1 protein-coding gene is annotated in these 517 nt (G+C 48.9%); it reads right to left on the bottom strand.

Features of this window, described 5'->3' with window-relative positions:
- Positions 1-517 (bottom strand): secretin N-terminal domain-containing protein (locus R7Q09_RS28405; RefSeq protein WP_318144240.1); only part of this gene is annotated, 517 nt, incomplete at both ends.

Below are 517 nucleotides of genomic sequence, written 5' to 3'. Positions count from 1 at the left end.
TCAGGCGTGCACGTACTTTCGGATCGCCAGAAATCAGAATCGAGTTCGTACGCTCATCAGCGACGATTTTTGGTTCAAGAAACTCAGGCGTGCTCTTTTGGTTGGTCGTTTTGTTCAGGGCTTCTACGATACGAACCATTTCAGCAGCCGAGGCATTGCGAAGCTCTACTAGCTCGATCTCTTTGTCACCAGCTTGGTCAACGCGTTTGATGATTTCTGCTAGACGGTTTACTACCGCTGCACGACCGGTGATCAGGATGATGTTAGCTGGATCGTAATGAACCACATTACCCGCACCGGCATTATCAATCAGCTGGCGCAATAGCGGTGACAATTCACGAACAGAGACATTTCGCACAGCAACCACGCGAGTGATGACGCTATCGCCTTTTGCGCTGCCATCACCCATAACAGGGATTGCAGAGGTCTTAGAGTCTTTTGCTTTGATGACTTTGAGTACGCCGTTGTCCATTTCTACGACTGAATAGCCGTACACTTCCAACACGTTAAGGAAGAA

The organism is Vibrio sp. 2130-1 (assembly GCF_033339515.1).
The sequence above is the reverse complement of the archived record's forward strand: the minus strand, read 5'-3'. Positions and strand labels throughout refer to the sequence as shown.